At 65.8% G+C, this 19117-nt stretch carries 18 protein-coding genes and 2 pseudogenes; 10 read left to right on the forward strand and 10 right to left on the reverse strand.

Features of this window, described 5'->3' with window-relative positions; all coding sequences use genetic code 11:
* Positions 1 to 4: 4 nt before the first annotated feature.
* The 3 genes from AC1DGP_RS09635 to AC1DGP_RS09645 all read right to left on the reverse strand — a co-directional run bounded on the left by AC1DGP_RS09635 (position 5) and on the right by AC1DGP_RS09645 (position 4247).
* Positions 5 to 1417, reverse strand: a complete 1413-nt coding sequence (locus tag AC1DGP_RS09635; RefSeq protein WP_441489065.1) for an amidase — start codon at positions 1415 to 1417, stop codon at positions 5 to 7.
* 70 nt (positions 1418 to 1487) lie between these two features.
* Positions 1488 to 2717: a Zn-dependent hydrolase gene (locus AC1DGP_RS09640; protein WP_476832050.1), complete on the reverse strand. Its 1230-nt coding sequence runs from the start codon at positions 2715 to 2717 to the stop codon at positions 1488 to 1490.
* A gap of 66 nt (positions 2718 to 2783) precedes the next feature.
* A complete protein-coding gene (locus AC1DGP_RS09645; RefSeq protein WP_476832051.1) occupies positions 2784 to 4247 on the reverse strand; it encodes an amidase in 1464 nt (487 codons plus the stop codon).
* Positions 4248 to 4444: 197 nt separating this feature from the next.
* Here AC1DGP_RS09645 and AC1DGP_RS09650 point away from each other — a divergent pair, with 197 nt between their 5' ends.
* From AC1DGP_RS09650 to mbfA, 5 genes and pseudogenes are all read left to right on the forward strand, one after another.
* On the forward strand, positions 4445 to 5851 hold the full coding sequence (locus AC1DGP_RS09650) for an MATE family efflux transporter (RefSeq protein WP_441478841.1): 1407 nt from the start codon (positions 4445 to 4447) through the stop codon (positions 5849 to 5851).
* Positions 5852 to 6166: 315 nt separating this feature from the next.
* Positions 6167 to 6940, forward strand: a complete 774-nt coding sequence (locus AC1DGP_RS09655; RefSeq protein WP_441508625.1) for a L,D-transpeptidase — start codon at positions 6167 to 6169, stop codon at positions 6938 to 6940.
* Positions 6941 to 7132: 192 nt separating this feature from the next.
* On the forward strand, positions 7133 to 8437 hold the full coding sequence (locus AC1DGP_RS09660) for a UDP-glucose dehydrogenase family protein (RefSeq protein ID WP_113515549.1): 1305 nt from the start codon (positions 7133 to 7135) through the stop codon (positions 8435 to 8437).
* An 88-nt stretch (positions 8438 to 8525) separates the two neighbouring features.
* The gene (locus AC1DGP_RS09665; RefSeq protein WP_441489060.1) at positions 8526 to 9335 is read left to right on the forward strand and encodes a DUF2076 domain-containing protein; all 810 of its coding nucleotides are present in this window, start codon (positions 8526 to 8528) and stop codon (positions 9333 to 9335) included.
* A 121-nt stretch (positions 9336 to 9456) separates the two neighbouring features.
* Positions 9457 to 10408, forward strand: a pseudogene (gene mbfA, locus AC1DGP_RS09670) (iron exporter MbfA).
* A 24-nt stretch (positions 10409 to 10432) separates the two neighbouring features.
* Here the strand turns inward: mbfA and AC1DGP_RS09675 are convergent.
* Positions 10433 to 11242 (reverse strand): L,D-transpeptidase, encoded by an 810-nt coding sequence (locus AC1DGP_RS09675; RefSeq protein WP_441489058.1) that lies wholly within the window; start codon positions 11240 to 11242, stop codon positions 10433 to 10435.
* Positions 11243 to 11457: 215 nt separating this feature from the next.
* A complete protein-coding gene (locus tag AC1DGP_RS09680; protein ID WP_476832052.1) occupies positions 11458 to 12891 on the reverse strand; it encodes a lipopolysaccharide biosynthesis protein in 1434 nt (477 codons plus the stop codon).
* 282 nt (positions 12892 to 13173) lie between these two features.
* On the opposite strand from AC1DGP_RS09680, the gene AC1DGP_RS09685 reads away from it, so the two are divergent.
* From AC1DGP_RS09685 to AC1DGP_RS09695, 3 genes are all read left to right on the forward strand, one after another.
* Complete coding sequence (locus AC1DGP_RS09685) at positions 13174 to 13677, forward strand: N-acetyltransferase family protein (protein ID WP_476832053.1); 504 nt, start codon at positions 13174 to 13176, stop codon at positions 13675 to 13677.
* Positions 13674 to 14516, forward strand: a complete 843-nt coding sequence (locus AC1DGP_RS09690) for a DMT family transporter (RefSeq protein ID WP_441508627.1) — start codon at positions 13674 to 13676, stop codon at positions 14514 to 14516. Before AC1DGP_RS09685 ends, AC1DGP_RS09690 begins: the two co-directional genes overlap by 4 nt.
* Before the next feature lie 209 nt (positions 14517 to 14725).
* Positions 14726 to 15418, forward strand: coding sequence for a DUF930 domain-containing protein (locus AC1DGP_RS09695; protein ID WP_441508628.1), 693 nt, complete (start codon positions 14726 to 14728; stop codon positions 15416 to 15418).
* A gap of 36 nt (positions 15419 to 15454) precedes the next feature.
* On the opposite strand, the gene AC1DGP_RS09700 is transcribed toward AC1DGP_RS09695, so the two are convergent.
* Complete coding sequence (locus tag AC1DGP_RS09700; RefSeq protein ID WP_441489053.1) at positions 15455 to 15835, reverse strand: VOC family protein; 381 nt, start codon at positions 15833 to 15835, stop codon at positions 15455 to 15457.
* A gap of 21 nt (positions 15836 to 15856) precedes the next feature.
* Positions 15857 to 16357 (reverse strand): hypothetical protein, encoded by a 501-nt coding sequence (locus AC1DGP_RS09705; protein WP_476832054.1) that lies wholly within the window; start codon positions 16355 to 16357, stop codon positions 15857 to 15859.
* Positions 16358 to 16439: 82 nt separating this feature from the next.
* Here AC1DGP_RS09705 and AC1DGP_RS09710 point away from each other — a divergent pair, with 82 nt between their 5' ends.
* The gene (locus tag AC1DGP_RS09710; RefSeq protein WP_441489051.1) at positions 16440 to 17252 is read left to right on the forward strand and encodes a helix-turn-helix transcriptional regulator; all 813 of its coding nucleotides are present in this window, start codon (positions 16440 to 16442) and stop codon (positions 17250 to 17252) included.
* Here AC1DGP_RS09710 and AC1DGP_RS09715 read toward each other — a convergent pair.
* The 3 genes from AC1DGP_RS09715 to AC1DGP_RS09725 form a co-directional block, all read right to left on the reverse strand.
* A complete protein-coding gene (locus AC1DGP_RS09715) occupies positions 17249 to 17599 on the reverse strand; it encodes a DUF1801 domain-containing protein (protein ID WP_476832057.1) in 351 nt (116 codons plus the stop codon). The genes AC1DGP_RS09710 and AC1DGP_RS09715 overlap by 4 nt on opposite strands.
* A gap of 125 nt (positions 17600 to 17724) precedes the next feature.
* Entirely contained in the window at positions 17725 to 18210 is a 486-nt protein-coding gene (locus tag AC1DGP_RS09720; protein WP_441489049.1) for a PaaI family thioesterase, read from the reverse strand.
* An 81-nt stretch (positions 18211 to 18291) separates the two neighbouring features.
* Positions 18292 to 18678 (reverse strand): MarR family winged helix-turn-helix transcriptional regulator, encoded by a 387-nt coding sequence (locus tag AC1DGP_RS09725; protein WP_176733255.1) that lies wholly within the window; start codon positions 18676 to 18678, stop codon positions 18292 to 18294.
* A 320-nt stretch (positions 18679 to 18998) separates the two neighbouring features.
* Between AC1DGP_RS09725 and AC1DGP_RS09730 the strand changes: the two are divergent.
* Positions 18999 to 19117 (forward strand): annotated as a pseudogene (locus AC1DGP_RS09730) (co-chaperone GroES); the annotation flags it as partial.

Genomic DNA, 19117 nt, shown 5'->3' on the forward strand with positions numbered 1-19117 from the left:
CTCTTCAGGCCACTCTGACGGGCGCGTCGACACGCGCGAAAGGCTGCAATGCCTCAAATGCCGCCGCCGCACGCAGAACCAGCGCATCCCGGCCGAACGGCCCGACGATCTGCAGTCCCGCCGGCAACCCGGCCGATGTCAGGCCGCAGGGCACGGAGATGGCCGGTGCCTGGGTGATGTTGAAGGGGTAGGTGAATGGCGTCCAGCGCGTCCAGTCATCGCCATATCCGCCGTGGCCGGGGGCATTCCGTCCGACCTCGAAGGCCGGCAGGGGCAAAGTCGGCGTGAGCAGCAGATCGAAGCGCTCGTGGAACTGCGTCATATGACACGCAAGCGCATTGCGCTGGTTGAGCAGGGCGTCGACATAGGCCGAGCCCGGAATCTGCTCGCCAGCCTCGGCCACGGCCACGAGACCCGGGTCCATCTGCGCGCGCTTCTCCGGCCCCGCTCCGCGCAGGGCCAGGGCAGCCCCCGCCGACCACAATGTCATCAAGGTCTCAAGCGGATCGTCGAAACCGGGATCGACCTCCTCGACGCTCGCACCCAGCTCACGGAACGCAAGCGCCGCCGCCGCGGCGAGCGCTGCGATCTCGGGGTCAACGAGATGGTTGCCGCCAAGGCGCGGCGACCAGGCGATGCGCAGGCCCTTCACGCCACCGGCAAGGCCCGCAACGTAGTCCGGCGGGGGCTCGATCATCGCGGTCATGTCCCGGCCATCAGGCCGACCGATCGCGTTCATGGCGAGCGCCGTGTCTGCGACGGTGCGGGTCAGCGGGCCGAGATGGGCGAGGAAACCCATGGTCGAAACGGGATAGGCCGGCACGCGGCCATAGGTCGGCTTCAAGCCGACGACACCGGTGAAGGCCGCCGGGATTCGGACTGATCCGGCACCGTCGGTTCCGATATGGATGCAGCCGAGATTGAGCGCTGCGCATGAGGCCGCGCCGGAAGAGGAGCCGCCCGGCCCGGTTCGGACATCCCAGGGATTGCGCGTGATGCCCGAGAACGGTGAGTCGCCGACCCCCTTCCAGCCATATTCCGGCATCGTCGTCTTGCCGAGGAAGACGGTCCCGGCCTCACGCAACCGCGCCGCAGCCGGAGCGTCTTCCGGCCAGGGCGCGCCGGAGGCCAGCGCGGAGCCGCGGCGCATCGGCCAGCCCCTCACGCCGATATTGTCCTTGATCGTGACCGGCACGCCGTCGAGCGGACCGAGCGGAGCGCCCTTGAGCCAGCGTGCCTGCGAGGCCTCGGCCATGGCGAGCGTGACCTCGGCATCGCGCACGACGAAGGCGTTGATGTCGGGCTCGAAACGCTCGATGCGGTCGAGCGCGTCCTTGGCGACCTCGACCGGCGAGAGGCTGCGCCCAGCGTAGAGCTTGTTCAGCGCGACAGCAGACAGGGAAGCGATTGCGGTCATCGGCATCTCTCGTGAGGAGGAAGGACCAGGGCTGGGAGCAGATGTCCTTCGCGGCGCGCGCCGCGCTTGATCAGTTATTCGCCACGCGCCAGGCGGCACTGAGCAGGACATTGGCGCCGGCGACCATGTCCTCGTCAGTGCTGAGTTCCGCCGGGTTATGCGAGAGGCCGCCGATCGAGGGGATGAAGATCATCGCCGTCGGGCAGATGCGCGACATCATCTGGGCGTCGTGTCCCGCGCCCGAGATCATCCGGCGGATCGGCAGGCCGAGTTCAGTTGCGCTCATCTCCACGCCGTAGATCAGCTCCGATGCGAATTCGACCGCCGGAAAGCGGGCAAGATCGCGGAAGCYGATCTGGATGCCGTCCCGCTCGGAAAGCTCGGCGCAGAACGCCCGGACGGCGGCCTCCGCCTCAGTCAGGAGCGCATCCTTGGGATTGCGCAGGTCGAGCGACATGACCACGCTTTCCGGCACCACGTTGACGTTGCCGGGCTCGACGCGGATGACGCCGGAATTGGCAAGCTGGCCCGGAATCTTGCCCGTCAGCTCATTGGCGAAGAGGTTGATGCGCGCAGCCGCCAACCCGGGATCCCTGCGATAGGCCATCGGCGTCGTACCGGCATGGCTCGGGCGGCCCTTCAGCGTCAGCTCAAGCCAGGTGATGGCCTGGATGCCGGTGACAGCGCCGAGCCCGCCGCCCTCGCCTTCGAGCACCGGCCCCTGCTCGATATGGAGCTCGAGATAGGAATGCGCCTTGAGGAAACCGGGCCGCTCCGGGCCGTGATAGCCGATCCGCTTCAATTCGGTGCCGAGCACAGCCCCTTCGGCATCCTTCTCGGCATGGGCCGCTTCCACGCTCATGCCGCCGGCCCAGACATAGGAGCCGAGCATATCGGGATGGAATCGGGCGCCCTCTTCATTGGTGAAGGCGATCACCGCCATGTCGCGCTTCGGCGGCAATCCTGCATCGCGCAGCGCCGCCAGCACCTCGAGGCCGGCAATGACGCCGAGCGCGCCATCGAAGCGCCCGCCGGTGCCGACCGTGTCGATATGGGAGCCGAGGATGACGGCAGGTCCCTCCTCTCGCCCCTTCAGGATGCCGACGACGTTGCCGATCGCGTCGACCTTCACGTCGAGCCCGAGCGCCTTCATCTGCTCCACGAGCCAGTCACGCCCCTGCTTGTCCTCGTCGGAGAGAGCGAGCCGCCTGCAACCGCCTTCCGGCGTCGCGCCGATCTTCGACAAGGCTTCGAGCCTCGAGACCAATCGTGGCCCGTCGATCCGCAGGTTCGAGCTCATTCGCCAACTCTCCCAAAAGGCCGACCACAGGCCGCTAACGCATAAAGCATGAACGATGCCGGCCGCTCAGCCGGCGAGCAAGGCCGGCTTGCGCTTCTCGACCCAACCGGTTGCGTCCTCATAGGCCTGCGCGGCCTCGAGCAGCAGACGCTCCGCGTGGTTGGGCCCCCAGAGTTGCATGCCCATGGGCAAGCCCGCAGCGTTGAAGCCGACCGGGACACTGATCGCCGGACAACCCGACATCGTCACCGGGATCACCACCTCCATCCAGCGATGATAGGTGTCCATCGCGCGGCCGGCGATCGCGCGCGGCCAATGCGTTTCGACGGCAAAGGGAAAGACCTGGGCACTGGGCAGGACAAGCAGGTCGTAGCGTCCGAACAGGCCGCGCACATGCTGATACCAGGACGAGCGCAGATTCGAGGCCTTCATCACGTCGAAGGCCGAGAGCTTGAGGCCCTGCTCGACCTCGTGGCGCGCTTCGGGCTTGAGAAAGTCGCGCCGTGCCGGATCCGCATGGATGGGGGCCAGGCTCGCACCGACCTGCCAGGCCCTGAGTCTGGTCCAGGCCCCCCAGACGGCTTCGGGGTCGAAACCGAGGCTCGCCTCCTCGACCCGCGCCCCCATGTCCTCGAAGGCCTTCAAGGCTTCGCGGCAAAGCGACAAGATGCCATCCTCCATCGGCAGATGCCCACCGAGATCGCCAAGCCAGCCGATGCGGAGCCCGGCGATGTCGCGCTTGAGATTGCCCAGGAAGGCGGCCGGCTCCTCGCGGATCGAGAGCGGAACGCGCAGATCGTAGCCCGACTGCACGGCGAGCAGCGCGGCAAGATCGCGGGTCGTGCGCGCCATGGGACCAGCTACGCCCATCTGCGGAATGAAGACCTCGTCGCCACTCGAGGGCACGCGGCCATAGCCCGGCCGCATGCCGAGCACGTTGTTGAAGGCAGCCGGATTGCGCAGCGAGCCGGCATGGTCGCTGCCATCGGCCACCGGCAGCATGCGCAGCGCCAGCGCAACGGCAGCGCCACCGCTCGAGCCCCCCGAGGTCTTCGACTGGTCATAGGCGTTGCGCGTTGCCCCGAAGACCGGATTGAAGGTCTGCGAGCCCAGGCCGAATTCCGGCGTATTGCTCTTGCCGATGATGATGGCGCCAGCCGCCTTCATGCGCTCGACGAAAATGGCGTCGCTTTGCGCGATCTCGTCCTTGAAGAGCGGCGAGCCTTGCGTCGTCGCGAACCCCTTGGCGGCGGCAAGATCCTTGATGGCCTGCGGGAAGCCGTGCATCCAGCCACGCGACCGGCCTGCTGCCAATTCGGCATCCAACGCCTCGGCTTCCCCCAACAGATCGGAGCGGTGGCGCAGTGCCACCAGGGCATTGACCGTCGGGTTATGCCGCTCGATCTGATCGAGATAGGCGCCCATCACCTCGACGCAGGACAACTTGCGCGCGTGGATCGCGTGCGACAGCGCAACAGCGTCCAGGCCGACGATGTCGCCGGCCATGGCGGCGTTTCTCAAATCTGACATCCTTGACGGTTCCTCTGTCTTCTTCTTGCCGGTGATGATGGCCGTCATGGCCGAATGCCGGTAGCGACGTTTGCGCAGGGGCCGGATCGCGAAAACGCGCAGCGGGCCGCTCCCACACGCTCACGCGCCGAGCGCGGGCAAGCCCAGCGTGGCTGACCCTGTCCTGCACAGAAAATGGGCGCTAGAAGCGACGGCCCATGACCGATCTGGCCCTCCCCACTGCGCGCGCTCATCCCTGGCTCACAGAAGTCAGGGCCATGCTCGCCCTGAGCTGGCCCATGGTGCTCACCAATGTGGCGCAGACGGCGATGACGGCAACCGATGTGGTGATGATGGGACATCTCGGCCCCGACTCGCTCGCGGCCGGAGCGCTCGGAGCCAATCTCTACACGGCGGTCCTGATTTTCGGCATCGGCGTCATGGCAGCGGTCGCGCCGATGATCTCGATCGAGCTCGGGCGCAACCGCCATGCAGTGCGCGACGTGCGCCGCACCGTGCGCCAGGGTCTCTGGGTGGCAGCGACACTGGTCGGACCGATGTGGCTGTTCCTGTGGCAGGGCGAAGCGATCCTGCGCGCCATGGGGCAGGATCCAGCGCTTTCCGCGGCGGCCGCGAGCTATGTCCACACCCTGCAATGGAGCCTGCTGCCGTTCTTCTTCTATCTGGTCCTGCGCGGCTTCGTCGCGGCCTTGCAGCGGCCATTCTGGGCCTTCGTGGTCGTGCTGTTCGCCGTCGCATTCAATGTCTTTGCCAACTGGTGCCTGATGTTCGGGCGGCTCGGCTTCCCGGCCCTCGGTCTGCCGGGTTCGGGGATCGCCACCGCACTCTCCTCGACCCTGATGTTCCTTGGACTTGCCATTGTCGTTTCGGTCGACAGGCGTTTCCGGCGATTTCATCTTTTCGGGCGCTTCTGGGTGCCGGACTGGCCGCGATATCGCGCCTTCTGGCGGCTCGGCTTCCCGATCGGCCTGACGCTCGCCTTCGAGGTCGTGATCTTCAACGGCGCCGCCTTCCTGATGGGGCTGATCGGCTCGACCTCGCTGGCCGCGCATGCGATCGCCATTCAGATCGCGTCCCTGACCTTCATGGTGCCGATGGGCATCGGCCAGGCCGGCACCGTGCGTGTCGGCCGCGCCTATGGTGCCGGCGATCGCGACGGCATCACGCGTGCCGGCACCACCGCGATCGTGCTCGCGATCTCCTTCATGGCGCTGACCGCGCTCGTGATGCTGCTGGCTCCCCACCTGCTGGTCGCGCCCTTTCTTGATGCCAGCAAACCGGGTTCGCAGGCTGTTGCCGAACTCGCGATGCGCTTCCTCCTGTTCGCAGCGATCTTCCAGATTGCCGACGGCGCACAGGTGGTCGGTTCCTGCATCCTCAGGGGCCTGCGCGACACGCGCGTGCCGATGATCCTGGCCGGCCTGGGCTATTGGGGCATCGGGCTGCCGCTTTCGGCGGCTCTCGGCTTCTGGACACCGCTCGCCGGCAGCGGAATCTGGATCGGACTGGCGACCGGCCTTGCCGTGGTGGCGGTGCTGATGCTGTGGCGCTGGTCGCAGCGCGAAAGGCTCGGCCTGGTCGCGCCCGCGTCGACGCCAAGCTAGGTTGCACCGGCATTGCAGGGCGGACACAGCAAGCCGCCAGCGATGTCGCCGGTTTCCAGGAGTTTGCGCGATTCGGCGCTCTTTTTGCCAAGCACCCGCCTGATCGCCTGATAACACGGCCGATTTCCCGGTGTTTTCGAGCTGTTGCGGATTCAGCACAGCCAGCTGAAGACACAATTTCGCCGCACTGTGTTCACCCCACGGCCACGCCATCCGCCTTGAACCCCATTGGGCGAAGACGTGGAACACCGTGGAACTGCGCGATCGCTCGTCCGTTGCTAGTCCCGCAAGACCAAGAATACGCGAGCCAAACTGATGTCCTTCGACTCGATCGCCGGCGCACTCCGCCATCGCCTCTTCAAGCGCATGATGGTGCTGCTCTTGCCGCTATCGCTGGCAGCCTGTGTCGGCGCGCGCCAGCAAGCCCTCGAGGCCGCGAGACCTGCCGGACCGAGCGCGGCTGCACTCGCCATGTATGGCGAGATGCCCGACGAGAAGTTCCCTCTGCCTGAAACCGACATTACCGAAGTCGACCCGCGCTTCCTGAGGCAGGAAGTCGCCTATCCGACCAGCGAGCGGCCCGGCACGATCGTCGTCGACACCAACAAGCGCTATCTCTATCTGGTCCGAGAGAACGGCCGTGCCATCCGCTACGGCATCGGCGTCGGCAAGCAGGGCATGTCCTGGCGCGGTCGCGCAACCGTTGCCCGCAAGGCAGCCTGGCCGCGCTGGACCCCGACCCCTGCGATGATCGCGCGTGATCCTGCCAAGAACCGCCCCTGGGCCGGCGGCATGGACGCGGGCCTCGAGAACCCGCTCGGCGCGCGCGCGCTCTATCTCTATCAGGGTGACCGCGACACCCTCTATCGCATCCACGGCACCTCGGAGCCCTGGACCATCGGCACGGCGGTTTCGAGCGGCTGCATCCGCATGTTCAACCAGGATATCATCGACCTGCACAGCCGCGTGCCCACCGGCACCACCGTCGTGGTCCTCAACCGCACCCCGCTGCTGAAGCCGGAGCCCGGCGAGAATTTCGACGAATTCGTCTCCGAAGGTGTCGAGCCGGCCGAGCCGTTCGAAGGCTGATCGCCACCCTCCGTCATCGCCCAGAGATTGGCGCGCATCACCAACCCATAGGGTTCGGTGTTGCGCGCCTCTTCATTTCCCAGCGCCTTAAATTGATATAGGCGGTGCTAGGGCGGGGAGCCGTGCTCCAGCTGCCGCATACGAGAGGCCCGGATCAATCCCGCTCCGGCCCGCGAGAGAGGACGACACCTCATGCGCGTGACGATGATCGGTTCGGGCTATGTTGGCCTGGTCTCGGGTGCCTGCTTCGCTGATTTCGGCCATGTCGTGACCTGCGTCGACACCGACGCTCGCAAGATCGAGGCGCTCAACCGCGGCGAGATCCCGATCTTCGAGCCCGGCCTGGACGATCTCGTCGCCAAGAATGTGCGCGAAGGCCGCCTCTCCTTCACGACCGAGCTGGCCGGTGCCGTCCGCGGCGCCGACGCGGTCTTCATCGCAGTCGGTACCCCGGCCAGGCGTGGCGACGGCCATGCCGACCTCTCCTATGTCTATCAGGCCGCTCGCGACGTCGTGGCCGAGCTTGAAGGCTTCACCGTCGTCGTCACCAAGTCGACCGTTCCGGTCGGCACCGGCGACGAGGTTGAGCGGATCATGCGGGAGAGCCGGCCGGAGGCCGATTTCGCTGTGGTCTCGAACCCGGAATTCCTGCGCGAGGGCGCCGCGATCAGCGACTTCAAGCGTCCGGACCGGATCGTGATCGGCACCGACGATGCACGCGGGCGCGCCGTGATGGAGGACATCTACCGGCCGCTCTATCTCAATGCCGCGCCCCTTCTCTTCACCTCGCGCCGAACCTCCGAGCTGATCAAATACGCCGCCAACGCCTATCTCGCGACCAAGATCACCTTCATCAATGAAATGGCCGACCTCTGCGAGGCCGTCGGCGCGAATGTCCAGGAGGTCGCGCGCGGCATCGGCCTCGACAATCGCATCGGCGCGAAGTTCCTGCATGCCGGCCCCGGCTATGGCGGCTCCTGCTTTCCGAAAGATACGCTGGCCTTGATGAAGACGGCGCAGGACCTCGCTGCTCCGCTGCGGATCGTCGAGACCGTCGTCGCCGTCAATGACCAGCGCAAGCGCGCCATGGCCCGCAAGGTGCTCGCCGCCTGCGGTGGTTCGGTGCGCGGCAAGCGAATCGCCATCCTTGGCCTCGCCTTCAAGCCGAACACCGACGACATGCGCGAAGCGCCCTCGATCGCGATCATCACCGCGCTCCAGGATGCCGGGGCCGAGATCGTTGCCTATGATCCCGAGAGCATGGATGCGGCCAAGCCTCTGCTGCCCGGAATCTCCTATGCGAGTGACGCCTATTCCTGCATCAGGGGCGCAGATGCGCTGGTGATCGTGACGGAATGGGATGCTTTTCGTGCGCTCGACCTCGCCGCGGTCAAGGCCGCGCTACGCGAACCCGTCGTTGTCGATCTGCGCAATATCTACCGCTCGGACGACATGCGCCGCCGTGGCTTCCAGTACAGCAATGTCGGCAATGCCTGATCGACGCACTGCCTTGATAGCGTCACAGGCAGTCCCCACCTCTTGACGCGGCGGCGCACCCGCGCCGTCCAAACGAGAGGAGATGACGATGACGCCGCAAGAACGCGACGTGATCGCCGGGATTTTCGATCGCCTGAGACAGGCGGCCAACCAGCCCCGCGACCCCGAGGCTGAACGCTACATCGCGGAGCGCCTGCGCGAGCAGCCCTATGCGCCCTATGCCATGGCGCAGGCCGTCTACGTTCAGGAACAGGCGCTGACCAACCTTCAGGCCCAGGTCGAGGAACTGCAGGCGCAGGTTCGTGACCTGCAGAGCCGACCGAGCGAGGCTCCGGCGCAGGCCGGCGGCTTCCTGTCGGGCATCTTCGGCGGCGCATCTCGGCCAGCTGACGCCCCGGCACGCAGCGGTTCCGTGCCGGCCTTCCCGGCGCGCCCGGCAGGGCAGGCCCCATCGGCCGCCTGGACCGGTCAGCAACCGCAGCAGCAGCCAGCCCCCGGTCAGGCTTTCGGCGGCCCGCAAGGCCAGCAGCAGGCGGGCCCCTGGGCGAACCAGCAGGCCCAGGCGCCCGGACGTGGCGGTGGCTTCATGGCCTCAGCGCTGACGACGGCAGCCGGCGTCGCTGGCGGCATGATGCTCGGCAATGTCCTGACCAACGCCTTTGGCGGCGGCAAGGGCGGCGAGGCAAAAGCCGCGGAGACGGCAGATGCCAGCAAGGCGGCCGACGCCAGCAAACCGGCCGATACGGCTGAAAAGGATGCCGGCACCGCCGACAACCAGCAGGCGGCCTATGATCAGGGTGCTTCCGACCAGGCAACCTACGATCAGGCCAGCTACGACGAGCCCTATGAACCCGGCCAGGACGACGACCCCATCGATGATGGCGGCGACTGGGCCTGATTCCGGCTGCGTCCACCCGTACCAACAACGGCTCGCCCTCCGGCGGGCCGTTTTCGTTGGGGGCCTTCCCAACCCGGCGCGCATCTCTTAGATTAGAATAATTCTAATCTAAGAGATGATCATGAAACGCATCGACGATCTGGACGAGGCCGAGATCCTCGCGCTCGCGATCGCCAATGAGGAAGAGGATTCCCGAATCTACCTTTCCCTCGCCAATCGCCTTCGGCCGATCTACCCGCATTCCGCCGAGGTCTTCGACGAGATGGCGGCGGAAGAGCAAAGTCATCGCCACAGCCTGCTTTCGCTCTATGAGCGGCGCTTCGGCAAGGAACTGCCCTACATCACCCGCCAGGATGTGAAGGGGTTCCTGAAGCGCAACCCGGTCTGGCTGATGGACGGGCTGCGACTCGACACCGCCCGGACGCAAGCGGCGCTGATGGAAGAGGAAGCCTCGGGCTTCTACGCTCGTGCAGCGCAACGGGCGCATGACGTCGAGACGCGCAAACTGCTGGCTGACCTTTCCGAAGCCGAGAAATCGCATCAAAGCCTGGCGCAGCGCCTCGGCGAAACCATCCTGACCTCGGATGCGACCGCCGAGGAAGACCAGACCCGTCATCGCCTGTTCCTGCTGCAGATCGTTCAGCCAGGGCTTGCCGGATTGATCGACGGTTTCGACGCTCGCGCCGATATTCGCGGCCGCCTTCGCGACCCATGATTCCTGGAATGCCTTCCAGGTCGGCCTCGCCGCATCGGTCGGCGCGGGCATCAGCATGGGCCTCACCGAAGCTCTCTCGGATGACGGGACCATCACGGGACGGGGGCATCCCTGGGTGCGTGGTGCTGCCTGCGGCGTCGCGACCACGGTCGGCGGGCTCGGCCATACCCTGCCCTACCTCATCCCCGATTTCTGGACCGCCACGGCCATCGCCGGCATCATCGTGGCGATCGAGTTGATCGTGATCGCCTGGGTCCGCTGGCGCTATATGGAGACGCCGTTCACATCGGCGATCGTCCAGATCGTGCTCGGTGGCCTGCTGGTCCTTGCGACCGGCATTTTCATCGGAAGCTCGTGACGGCTGCGCAGGTGGTGAGCCGCCTCAGATCACCAGCACCTTTGCGCCGACCCGCACCCGGCCATAGAGGTCCGTCACATCGTCATTGGTCATCCGGATGCAGCCCGAGGAAACGGCTTGACCGATCGTGTGCGGCTCGTTCGTGCCGTGGATGCGATAGAGCGACGACCCGAGATAGAGCGCGCGCGCGCCCATCGGATTCTCGGGCCCGCCGGACATGAAGCGCGGCAGATCCGGGCGGCGTTTCAGCATCTCGGCCGGCGGCGTCCAGCTCGGCCATTCCGCCTTGCGCGTCACAGCCTTCATGCCAGCCCATTCGAAACCTGGTCGCCCAACGCCGATGCCATAGCGCAAGGCGCGGCCACCAGGCTGGACGAGAAAAAGAAACTTCCGCGGCGTGTCGATGACGATGGTGCCCGGTTTGTGCGGGCCGTCATAGGCGACTTCCTGCTTCTGGAAACGCGGATCGAGCACGCGCTCGATCGGCCGTTGCATCTGCATGGGCTCACCGAGCGCGGCCATGCGGCGCCCCGGAGCCCGCGGCTCGGATGCCTGCTCGAACGGATCGGCGCCATAGCCCTGCCCGGGTACGACGCGCTGGCCATAGGCGGAGTAGCCGCCCGGCCGATTATAGACCGCCCCGCCCCGGCCCTGGGGCGTCGGGTCCCGACCGGTCATCAGCATCTCGATGAAGCCGCCACCGTAGTTGCCACGCGCGGTAGAGCCGGTCACCAGAGGATCGGCTGGGCGCCCGTAGCTCTGCGCGGAGACGGGGCCGTTGGTGGCGCACATCCCGGACAGGATCGCGAGCGGAACGAACAGGACGGGACGCATGACGCAACTCTCTTCAGCAAGCTGCGAAGAGCCTGGGGAGCCGCCCTCAAAGGAATGGTGAATCGCTGCCGCTTCGTCAGCGTTTCCGCCAGCAATCGCGTGACTTCAGCGAATTAACCTTAGCAACCCGCCTAGAGAGAGAGTGAACGAAGCGTTTCGGGTGACCGTGCAGAGCTCTTCGGCAGGCGCCGGGCTATCGGGCAAACCTTGCCATCTCATCGGGCCGCGCGGCTTTTGCGCATGACCCACCACAAGGAAAGCCGGGAGCGGCTCCGCATCACGTCGCAACCCAGGATGACAACCGCATAGACGAGCGCCCCCACGCCGACTTGGAGCACGAGTTCGATGGGGGCCGCGAAACGGCCGGACAGCGGCCAGGTTGCAGCAACCATCGACAGCACGGCGAGGAGCACGCAGGCGCAATCTCGCAGTGGCGGCCAGATCGGCAGCGAACGGAGTGCCGCAGCCGCAGTCACCCCGAGCGCGACAATGAAAGCACTTGCCTGCGCATAGGCGTAACGCTGCGGTCCCGCCGCTCCGAGGGGAGTGAGCACCAGCAGCAGATTGCAGGCCAGGCCGAGGCCCGTTGCCATGGGCGCGATGCGGGTGCGCTTGTCCAGGAGAAAGACCGGGATGAAGGCCGCCTGCKAGATCGTCAAAGCCACGAACCCGGGGATCAGGATCGACATATAGGCCGAGAAATGACCGTGAAAGCTCGGCGGAACCAGAAGCCGTTCAAAGGCGGGGAGGACAAGCCACAGTCCGGCGGCAGCGGGGAGCGCCACCATCAAGACCACGACGACGTTCTCCGCGATACGACGCAGTGCCGCCCGTCGCCCGCGCGTCTCGTCGAGGCGAATGACCTCTCGCAGGAGCACGATCTCCAGGGTCGAGGCGAGCGTGCCGAAGAGCTTCAGCCCCATATCCGAGGCCAGGGAGAAATAGCCGGCCTCGGCAAAGCCATGGGCGCCGGCGAGCAGGGAGCGGTTGATCAGCGGGATCAGCGAGTAGACCGCATTGCTGCCGATCAGCGGCAGGGAATAGATGAAGAAGCTCCAGGCGACGGCCTTGTCGGCCGCCGACAGCGAAAGCGGCGCATCGGCCAGCGCCCGCCGGACGAGAAGCAGCGCCACCACCACGCTGATCAGGCCGCCAAGCAGAACAATGGCGGGATCATGCGTGATCCAGGCTCCGCCAACCATCAGGATCAGCGCCAGAACGTTCTTGACGATGATCAGCTTGGCATAGGCGGCGTCGAGGAAGCGGGCCCGCGCAATCGCGCCATGATAGTCGAACAGCCCAGCCCCGATGCCGCCGAGCACGGCAGCCGCAAGCAGCATCGCCGGCAGGCGGAAATCGATGCCTGCCACGATCGCCGCGATCAGCAGGCCGGACAGGGCAATGCTGATGCCGGCCGCCAGGATATCCAGTGTCGCGCGGATCTCCGGCTGCTTCTCGCGCGCCGCCAAGGAGTAGAAGCGGATCGCGGAGACCCTCAGCCAGTCGAGCAGCGCGGTGTTCACCAGCACGACGATGGCCGCGCCAATGGCGTAGAGTCCAAAAGCCGCGGGCCCGAGAAAATAGGCGATGAGCAGACCGAGGACGAAATTCAGCCCGGCATTGATGATGAAGGGCACGAGAACAGTCATATGATCCCGGTCATGGCGCCAGCACGAAGCTGCCGCGCGACTCACACGGCAACCACATCATCGATATACAACTGCCCTAACCGTCCGCTCGTGCATTTCCAAGCGGAAGCGCGTCGAATATCTGGCCATTCGCGTTCCGGATTCCGCTGGTGTCGAGCGACCGGCGCAGCAGCGCCGAAACAGACCGCCGATGCGGCATGTGCATTGCTGAGCTGAACGGCATGCGCGCAGCGGTTGCGCCTCCCCCTTGCGCCAATCCGGATTGGCCTGCATCGCTGCGGCATGACCGCAAGCCTCCCGCCGCTTCGCGCCGCGCGCGACGATGATTCAGAACCGCTCGCCGCCCTGATCGCCGCGAGCTTCGCCGAATATCCCGATTGCCATTTCGACTGGTCGGAGTTTCCGGAGTTGCGGAGGCCGGCGAGCCATTTCGCGGCCAAGGGCGGCCGGCTCTGGATCGCAGAGGCGCCTGATGGCGGGATCGCCGGGTCGCTCGGCATCTTTTCAGTTCCCGAACAGAATGCCGCCGAGCTTGCGAAGGTCTACGTTTCTCCCGCCTGGCGCGGCGCCGGCCTTGCGCAGGTGCTCTTTGCAGAGGCGCTGCGCTTCGCGGAAGCCGGCAACCATGCAGAGATGATCCTGTGGTCCGACGCGCGCTTTGCACGCGGCCATCGCTTCTACGAGAAGCTCGGCTTCGTCCGCTGGCCGGGGCAGCGCTATCTCGGCGATATCTCCTTCAGCTGGGAGTATCATTTCCGCAAGCGCCTCACCGGCCAACCGGAATGACCGCAGGCACAGCGCTCCGAGCCGTCTTCGGCATCGCCCTGCTCACCGCAATGGACGCGGTGATCAAGGCGCAGATGCAGCACCATCCCTTCATCGTCACCCTGTTCATGCGCTTTGCCGCAGGCGGCCTTTGCGCCCTCATCGTGCTTGCGGCGGTGCGCCCGGCCTTCCCGACCCGCAGCAGCCTGATCGGCAATGTCGTGCGCGTGCCGCTCGTAGTGCTCACCGCCGGCAGCTTTTTCTATTCCATCTCGGTGCTGCCTCTGGCGGAGGCGCTTACCCTGTCCTTCCTCGCGCCGGTCTTCGTCGCCCTGCTCGGCGGATTTTTGCTCAAGGAACGGCTCGACGGGCGCATTCTCCAGGCCCTCGGCTTCGGCCTGCTCGGCATGCTCGTCATGGTCTGGCCCAGGCTGCAGGGCGGCGTCACCGGAGCGGAGCTCGGCGTCGCCGCAGCCCTGTTCTCAGCAGTGTCCTATGCGTTCAATCTGATCCTGCTGCGACGGATCGCCGTGAAGGAACATCCGGCCGTCATCGTCGCCTTCCAGAATTGCGGGCCGGCGCTCTGCCTCGCCATTCCTGCCTGGCTCGCCTTCGTGCCCATGACCGGCAAGGACCTGCTTGCCTATCTCAGCGCCGGCCTGCTCGGCGTCGCCGGCCATCTCATGCTGACCTCCGCCTTTGCTCGCGCAGCCGCGTCGCGGCTCGCGCCAATCGAGTACACGGCGCTTGTCTGGGCGAGCCTGCTCGGGTTTGCCTTCTTCGGCGAAATTCCGCTCTGGACCACCTATGCGGGCGCCGTCTTGATCGTCGCCGGCGCCGTTGCGGTCAGCAGACGCTAGAGCATCGGCCCGAAGGCTGGATTTCGGCTTTCGGGAAGGCCAATGCAAACACGGACGATCAGATCATCCCGCCGGATGCGATATCCCGTCCGACAATCGAGCCGCTGCCGCAAAAGCGCCCGATTGATTGCGACTTCTGCAGCCGTCCGAACAGCACGCGGAGGGGCCCGCGGTTGAGTGCGTTCTTCATCGCGGCAGCGCTGTGATCCATGAGGTTCTTCCGACATCCGCGTCACGGATCGCAAGCCCATGGCGCCATCGGCTCGCTCGGTCTGCATGTCGGTCTTTTGGGGGCTTTGATCTGGCTCCCCAGTATCGAGCCGTTGACACCGGCCCCGGAGGACAGCATCGAGGTCGAGTTGGTCACGCAGCAACAGGCCGAAGCCGTGGCCGAACCAAGGCAGCAGGAGCCCGTTCCCGAGGCTCCGAAGCCTGCACCGCCAGAGATCACTGCCGCAGCGCCGCAGTCTCCTCCGCAGCCCCGGCCCAATACCCCTCCTGTCGTTGCGGCGCCCGTCATGATCCGAGCAAGACGAACGCTATCCGGCAAGGTCCTTGCCGAACCGCGCAGCCGGCAGGCGCGGGAAGCCCTGACCCACCTGGATCCCTCAGAGCGCATCGAGCAATTATGCAACCTCGAAGCGATGAGCCAGATCCAGGCATGGAAAGCAGAGTTCCAGCCGGACAGGGTTGTCGCCTACGCCATGGCGGACACCAGATTCTCGGCGGGAATGCTGCAGGCCGACGGCGCCGCCTTCCGCAGCAAGCAGCAATGGTACAGGCTCAGGTTCAGATGCGAGACCACGCCCGATCGCAGCAAGGTTGCCGGTTTCGAGTTCCTGGTCGGCGATGCGGTTCCCCGCAGCGAATGGTCCGCGCGGAATCTTCCCACGACGCACTGAAGGAGGCGGTAGCGCCCTGGCAGGCGCCGTGATCCATCAGCCATCCGGCTGCCCACAATAGGCCTCGATCCGATAGCCGTCGGGATCGATTGCGAAGGCCGCGTAATAGTTCGGCCCGTAATCCGCCCGCAGCCCTGGCACGCCATTGTCCTTGCCGCCCGCCTTCATCGCTGCCGCATGAAAGGCGTCGACGCTCGCCCGACTGGGGGCCGCGAAGCAGAAGTGCAGGTTCGAGCCCGGATCCGGCGGGACAGGAGCCTGGGCCCTGCCGATCCAGAATGCGACCGCATCGCCGCCATAGCCCAGCGAATTGTCGTCATGGCTCAGGCAGCGGTAGCCGAGGGCACTGAGCGACGCGTCGTAGAAGCGCTTTGCGCGAGCGATCTCGCGAACGCCAATCGAGACATGGTCAAGCATGGTGGTTCTCCTCAGGGGGCTTCAGGTGGCGAGGCGCCGGGCGCGGAAAGCGGCCTTCAGGCGCCAGGTCTTTCCGTCATCGGATGAAAGGTCTCCGAGCCAGCGGAAAGCGTTCGGTGTGATCTCGGTAAAGCGCCACCGGATCGCCGTGCCGTCCTCCAGCTTGCCGTGCTGGACGATATCTGGCCCCTCGGCCCGACCGAGCTGACGCGTGTAATACTGCTTGAGCGGGTCGCTCCAGAGGATATGCCAGGCGTCGAGCGCGGGGTCGTAGACCCTCAGCGTCGTGCCGTGGAAGAAGCCGGGCAGGATCCAGACATCCTGGATCGCCCGTCCGCCCAGCACCCAACCGAAACAGATCTCACCCTTGCCTTCGTGCCGAGTGCCATCATCGGCATGCATCACGGCATCCATCGCCCATGCCCCGATGAGCCAGCTGTAGAGACCCATCTGCTCGACCCGATCGGGAGCGGGCCCGCCGGCATGGAGTACCTCCTTCAAAGCGGTGATGGCCACTGCCATGTTCAGGCTCCAGTGCTGTGCAATGTGCCCCGAGTTAGGCTGCTCTCACCGCTTTGCGCTTGGGAAAAATTGCTGAATTAAGATGACCGCGACGTCGCAACTTCTGGCATCCGGCCCGGGCTGGCGGGTGCGTGACATCGTCTGCACGGCGGGCCCGTCCGATCCTGCCTTCGAGGAACGGCATGAGCATTGCTGCATCGCTGTCGTCACCGCGGGCAGCTTTCAGTATCGCTCTTCACTCGGAACCGCCGTGCTCGCGCCGGGCGCGATCCTGCTCGGAAATCGAGGCACGTGCTTCGAATGCGGCCACGAACACGCTATCGGCGATCGCTGCCTCGCCTTCCAGTTCGAGCCCGAACACCTGGAAGACATCGTAGCCGGCGTGCCGGCAGCCAAGCGGTTCGAATTTGCGCGGGCCTGCCTGCCACCGTCGCTGGCATCGTCCCGGCTCGCGGCAGTAGCGGAGGCCGCGCGCTGCGATGCAAACCAGCTCGAGGAGATCGCGGTTCGGCTTGCTGGCGCTGTCGCAGCCCTGCAGAATGGCGAGCCCCCGGCGGCGGTCGCCCCCAGCGCCCAGGACGCGCGCCGGGTCACCAGAGCATTGCGGCTGATAGAAGCTGAAAGCGAGCAGCCGTTGACGCTCGCCGGTCTCGCCCGCGAGGCGGCGATGAGCCGCTATCATTTTCTGCGAACTTTCCGGACGCTCATCGGCATGACGCCGCATCAGTTCCTGCTGCGGACACGGATGCACCGTGCCGCGACGATGCTTCGCCGGTCCGACCTGACGATCGCGAACATCGCGTTCGATGCAGGCTTCGGCGATCTCTCGACCTTCAATCGCCGCTTCCGGCAGGTGATGGGGGCCAGTCCGAGTGCCTATCGCGCCCAGCCCTAGCGCCAGCGATGGTAGGTCAGCGCGAGCCCGATGCAGTGTTCGAGCGGCCCGACAGGAATCTCCTCCTCCTCCCGGAAGACGAGGGCGCGGCTGCCTTCGAAGCGAAAGGTGTCGGGGTAGTGACGCGCGAAGGTCTCGACCAGTGTCGTCTGGCAATGGACATACATCGCGTAGTGCTTGCTCGATCCCTTCAACGCAGCGACCCTTACGGTCGTCCCCACACGCTGTTTCACAGGGAAATAGGCAGGCTCGCCCCATTTCAGGGTTTCGACGAGTCCGCCGAGCCCGGTCGTCCGGGCGCCTGTGTCGAGGATAAGCTGACGCAGCCGGAGCAGCGGCGTCCTCAGCGGCTCAGCGAATGACTGAAAAGCTGCGTCGACCGCGAGATCCTAGAACGCTGCGAATTGCATGGACAACTCCGCCCCGGGGCATCGGCGCGTATCCTAGTCACGAACCGCTGGACGACGCCACTTCAGCGGCCTGCCGCAACGCCGACCGGAAAGATCATGCAGGTTTCGGTGCCATGCGCGAGCAGCTTGCCGCGCTCGTCGGTGAGCCTGCCTTCGGTCGTCGCGATCGTGCCGCCGCGATGGATCAGCTTGCCTTCGCACCGTACGATCCCGCCACCCGGCATCACCGGGCGGACATAGTTGATCTTCATCTCGAGCGTCGTGTAGCCCTCCCCGGCCTTCAGCGTCGCGTGCGCCGCACAGGCCATGGCTGAATCGAGGATCGTCGCGGTCCAGCCGCCATGGATCGTGCCAAGCGGATTGAAGTAGCGCGCCGACGGCTTGCCGACGAACACCACCCGCCCCTCCTCGACCTCCGCGAGATCGAAATCCATGGCATCGGCGAAGGGCGCGCCGGGATGTCGCCCCTCCATCATGCCACGCAGGAAGGACACACCGTCTTCGGCCAGCAAGACTTCGCGTGAGACGACGCCGATCTTTCGCGACATGGACAGCCCTCGATTAACGTGCAGATACACGTTACTGAGAAGCCGCGCACGGTCAAGGCCTGCTTCCACCCGAGACAGCGTTCAGGTCGCGCCGCGGGCAACCCGCCGCAAGGCCCGCAGGCCATCGCGGGTCTCGTTCCATCGTTCCCGGCCGAGCCCGCCCTCGATGCGCTCCTGCGCCGCCTGCCAGTAAGGGATCGCGGCCTCGATCGCCGCGCGGCCCTTGTCGGTCACGGCATAGACCAGGGCCCTCCCCTTGCACTCCAGCGGTTCGATCAGCGCCTCCGCGGCGAGCAATTGCAGGTTGCGGGTGAGCGAGGTGCGTTCCAGCGCAAAACGCTCGGCCAGCTCGGTCACGGATCGGAAGGCGCCGGTGCTGAGCGCCGAGAGCAGGACGAACTGGGTGATCTTCAGCCCGCTCGGCCGCATCGCCTCGTCATAGGCGCGCGTGACGGCGCGTGCAGTCATTCGAACGTGCAAGGCGACGCAGGAACGGGCGATGTCGTCAAGCCGGGGATCGGGCACGGGCTCGGTCATTCCAACAGGATAGCGCGTCGCATGGGATTGCGCAGCATCCCTCTTGCCATGCCCTGTCTTGCGACGCCCCGCTTGCCGCGCCGCAATTTCGATTCACTTTCCGCCGAGAAGCTTCCTTGACTCATCCGGGGGGCGAGCCTATCTCCGCGGCATCCGTTAGCACTCGATCCTCGAGACTGCTAACAGATGCCGGCAGCGTTTCCACGCAGGCCGCGCGTTCCGTTTCTACCTTCTTAGAGGAAGACAGAACCATGAAGTTCCGTCCGCTGCATGACCGCGTCGTGGTCCGTCGCCTTGATGGCGAAGAGAAGACCAAGGGTGGCATCATCATCCCCGAAACCGCCAAGGAAAAGCCCCAAGAGGGTGAAGT

The sequence above is a fragment of the Allobosea sp. 05T433 genome (assembly GCF_056396065.1).